The organism is Clostridium sp. UBA7503, assembly GCF_002477055.1.
Classification (GTDB): Bacteria; Bacillota; Clostridia; order Clostridiales; family Clostridiaceae; genus Clostridium_J; species Clostridium_J sulfidigenes.
On the sequence record NZ_DLNT01000014.1, the window covers coordinates 1 to 3,630 of the forward strand.

5 protein-coding genes and 1 pseudogene are annotated in these 3,630 nt (G+C 32.2%); 2 read left to right on the plus strand and 4 right to left on the minus strand.

Going from position 1 to position 3,630, the window contains the following annotated elements; genetic code table 11:
• Positions 1 to 35: 35 nt before the first annotated feature.
• Positions 36 to 257 carry a hypothetical protein gene (locus B3630_RS03455; RefSeq protein ID WP_346895543.1) on the minus strand — a complete coding sequence of 74 codons (222 nt, stop codon included), beginning with the start codon at positions 255 to 257 and terminating at the stop codon, positions 36 to 38.
• A gap of 1 nt (position 258) precedes the next feature.
• Positions 259 to 570 carry a TNT domain-containing protein gene (locus tag B3630_RS03460; RefSeq protein WP_346895551.1) on the minus strand — a complete coding sequence of 104 codons (312 nt, stop codon included), beginning with the start codon at positions 568 to 570 and terminating at the stop codon, positions 259 to 261.
• Between B3630_RS03460 and B3630_RS03465 the strand changes: the two genes are divergently transcribed.
• A complete protein-coding gene (locus B3630_RS03465) occupies positions 570 to 782 on the plus strand; it encodes a hypothetical protein (protein ID WP_346895545.1) in 213 nt (70 codons plus the stop codon). The genes B3630_RS03460 and B3630_RS03465 overlap by 1 nt on opposite strands.
• Before the next feature lie 41 nt (positions 783 to 823).
• Positions 824 to 1,033 carry a hypothetical protein gene (locus B3630_RS03470; protein ID WP_346895547.1) on the plus strand — a complete coding sequence of 70 codons (210 nt, stop codon included), beginning with the start codon at positions 824 to 826 and terminating at the stop codon, positions 1,031 to 1,033.
• A gap of 352 nt (positions 1,034 to 1,385) precedes the next feature.
• Here the strand turns inward: B3630_RS03470 and ltrA are convergent.
• Both ltrA and B3630_RS03485 read right to left on the minus strand, forming a co-directional pair.
• Positions 1,386 to 2,795 (minus strand): annotated as a pseudogene (gene ltrA / locus B3630_RS17445) (group II intron reverse transcriptase/maturase).
• Positions 2,796 to 3,315: 520 nt separating this feature from the next.
• Positions 3,316 to 3,486 carry a hypothetical protein gene (locus B3630_RS03485; protein ID WP_346895549.1) on the minus strand — a complete coding sequence of 57 codons (171 nt, stop codon included), beginning with the start codon at positions 3,484 to 3,486 and terminating at the stop codon, positions 3,316 to 3,318.
• Positions 3,487 to 3,630: the final 144 nt, after the last annotated feature.

The following is a 3,630-nucleotide window of genomic DNA, read 5'->3' on the forward strand; positions in this document are numbered from 1 at the left end:
ATCTATTTTGCGAAAGCCCCTCTTTGTTCACTACTCTATTCTCCTATTAATATAGTTAATAATGCTTTGCATGCTTCTTCTTCTGTACCATACCTTTTTAATTGAGATTTGATTCCTCTTTCACTGTAGTATACTTCCCACTGATCCTTTTCCTTATTTAAGCAATATGCCTCATTGGGAAATCCACCATCTAAAGAATACATATCTCTAGGAATTTTTCTTTCCAATATTATTTCATGTAACTTTTTTTTATTCATTTTAATTTCCTACCTTTCTTATAACTTCTTTTTTCAATAATTCTGCTATACTACTAAATTCATATTGTATCCCTCCGCCTTTTTCTCCGAACCAAGGTGCAATTTTGCCAGCCTTTACCTCTACGGATTCGACAACTTCGAATACTGTATATGGTTTGCTATCTGTGCCTGGTGGAAGTGCTCTTTCGGTATATGGTGTTCCTTTTGGAGATACAAAAGTTCCCCCATCATAACCATATCTATCAACCAAAGTTCCTGGTTCTAATTCTTCCGTCGTTGGTGTCCCATCAAATCCTCTATTAGGTGGCCATATTGAGTTGCCGTCTTCATCAAACCATTTTGATGTATAATCATAAAAATATTTTTACAAAAGTATCTAAAAATGAAAATAATGACTTAGAAATTGAAAGATTTAAAAAAGAAAAGTCGAAATATGAGAGAGCACTTGAAAGACTTGAGGATTTGTATCTATTTGATGATGAAGGTATAAGTGAAAAAGATTATATAATAAAGAAAATAAAATAGTTGAAAATTTAAATGAAGTTAATAGCAAGTTAAAAAGCTATGTGAATTCAGATTGTAATAATGATAATTTTATTTTAGTAGCAAGTAACTTTATTTTAGGTAAAACTCTTGTTTTATCAGAAGAAAATATAAATATTAAAACTCTAATCAACAAAGTAGGAAGAGATTTATTAAAGAAATTTTTAAATGCTATTATAGATAAAATAATAGTTAAAGATAAAAAGATAATGTGTATTAGATTTAAAAATTGAATAGAAAATAGATTTATATATACATCTTAAGTATTGGTATTGCTATGTTTGTAATTCTTCTGTACTTATACATATGCACAACCCCATGTTTCTATAAAGTATTTTATCTTTTTATCTAAACCATATATATCAATCTTATTATTTTCATTCATTCACTACTTCCTCCATTTTTCCTTTTAAATTTCTATAGTATTATAGCATATAAAAGATATAAAAAGAAAGTCTAGTTAAGTAATGATTAATCCCTTAACCAGTGTAATCTATACAATCGAGTAGGAGGAAAATAATTATTCTATTTTCCGTCCTCTCACACCACCGTGCGTACCGTTCGGTACACGGCGGTTCAATAGAATTACCTACACCTTAAATAATTTTCGGTTAATGTTATAAACCCTTGTTCTTTTAGGTAGTTGTTAGATAATGTTCTTTCTAAAACAGGGCTGTTGGAGATTCTCCAATAGTCTTTTCTTGTGTTTGCATATTCCCACGCTTTGAAATTGTCTAATCCTAATTTAACTAGATTATCATGTTTTGTTTTAATTTTCTTCCACTGCTTTCAATAGCATAGGCGTAGCCTTCGTCTTAGCCATTTATCTAACTCTCTTAAAGTACCTTTTAAATCTGCTAGCTTAAAGTAATTAATCCAACCAGTTATTGTTTGTTTCAATTTTACTGCTCGATATTCCATGCTCATCGCATTACTTCTTCCAGTAATTTTCTTAAGCGTAGCTTTTAATTTTTCAACAGATTTATTATGTACTCTTATTCCCATTCCATCTTTCTTATTGTAGAAGGAGAATCCTAAATACTTTAACTTCCACGGTCTGTCGACCTTGCTTTTATCCTTATTCACTTTGAGTTTTAAATCTTCTTCTATGAACTTTGTGATACTATACATTACTCTTTCTGCCGCCTTCTTTGATTTTACATATATATTACAATCATCAGCGTACCTACAGAAGTTTAGCTCTCGTTTTTCTAATTCCGTATCTAGTTCATTTAACATGATATTACTAAGTAGTGGTGATAAATTGCCACCTTGCGGTACACCTTTTTCAGTAGTATTTACTACTCCATTTATCATCACACCTGCTTATAGATATTTTCTTATCAGAGGAATTACCCTAATATCTTTAACCTCTTTATAAACTAAGCCTATTAACTTATCATGGTTTACAGTATCAAAGTATTTCTCTAAATCTATATCAATAGCCCACTTATATCCATTATCCATGTACTGTTTACATTTAAGAATTGCTTGATGAGCACTTCTATTTGGTCTAAATCCATAACTATTCTCAGAAAACTTTTCTTCAAATATTGGGATTAGCACTTGAGCAATGGCTTGTTGTATCATTCGGTCAACTGCCGTTGGAATTCCCAGTGGACGCTTCTTTCCATCTTGTTTTGGGATTTCTACACGTCTAACTGGATTTGGTTTATAGCTACTGTCCAATATAGATTGCCTGAGGCTATCGCCATTTTCTTTTAAGTATTGTAGAAGTTCATCTACTTTCATACTATCAATACCATGACTTCCTTTATTAGCTTTAACTCTTTTAAAGGCTTGATTTAGATTGTTTCTATTTATAATCTTCTCTAGCAATCCATTGGAGTATTTAATTTCGGCGTCTTGTCGCTTTTCTAACGTCAATGAAATGCTAGGCGCTCCTACATGATCTTCGAGTTCCACTCTATCCTTCCGTAGATAACCTTCTATATGAAGTTGTCTGCTTGCATCACATTTCTTTGTGTTCTTCAAAGTTTCAAAACCTCCTATTGTTCAGTCCTTCCACTGGCTTTTGCGATTAGCGAGAGTACTATGACCTCTGCTGACTTCTTAGACTTCAGCTATGTATCACTACATAGGTTATTGCTTCAAAATTCATTTCTACAATGTATATCTAAGACCTCCCCAGGTAAAAACATAATCTTTCTCTCCATGTATCTGCCACATTTACATTACCTATTTTCGAGTAGTTATTAGGCTTTAGTTTGATTAGCAACCTCACCCATAGGTACTGCCTTATATCTAGTTTCTGTTCGCCAGACCAGAGATTTGCCGCCGACTTCCTTCAGATTCCACCTCGCGGTGGACACCCTTGTCTTAAGCTATACACTTACCACTACTAGGTCGTGTTAGGGACTTTCACCTTTAAGATTATGCCCATGCTGGGCGCACTAATAAAAGCACCTACTCTTTATTTGAGTAAGTGCTTATTACTTCTTTTAAATTTAAATTGCATCCATAATGTCTACTTTGTTTTTATTTACACATTATTTTACCATTTTCCATCATAGCTAATGGGCTTAGATTTTTTATCTGAAGTTTTAGCCTTTCCTTGAAGTTCCGGTACTGGATGAACTTCATTTTTAGGAAAGTGATTATGCTTATTACTTTCTGTGCCATGTGAATCTTTTGGATCTGGTCTTCTCATTCCTGCTTTTGCCATAATATTTTCCTCCTACTTATTTGTCACCATTAGTTTAAACAATATCAAAAGTTTTATACTCAAATATGTTCTCTATACATGTAAATAAGTATATTAAAATAAAAAGTACAATGCTAAATAATATTAAAATGTACCCTATATAGT

What these genes read in the sequence shown, in the direction of transcription:
- B3630_RS03485 (WP_346895549.1), bottom strand. Translation starts at nt 3,486, where the DNA reads ATGGCAAAAGCAGGAATGAGAAGACCAGATCCAAAAGATTCACATGGC.
- B3630_RS03455 (WP_346895543.1), bottom strand. Translation starts at nt 257, where the DNA reads ATGAATAAAAAAAAGTTACATGAAATAATATTGGAAAGAAAAATTCCT.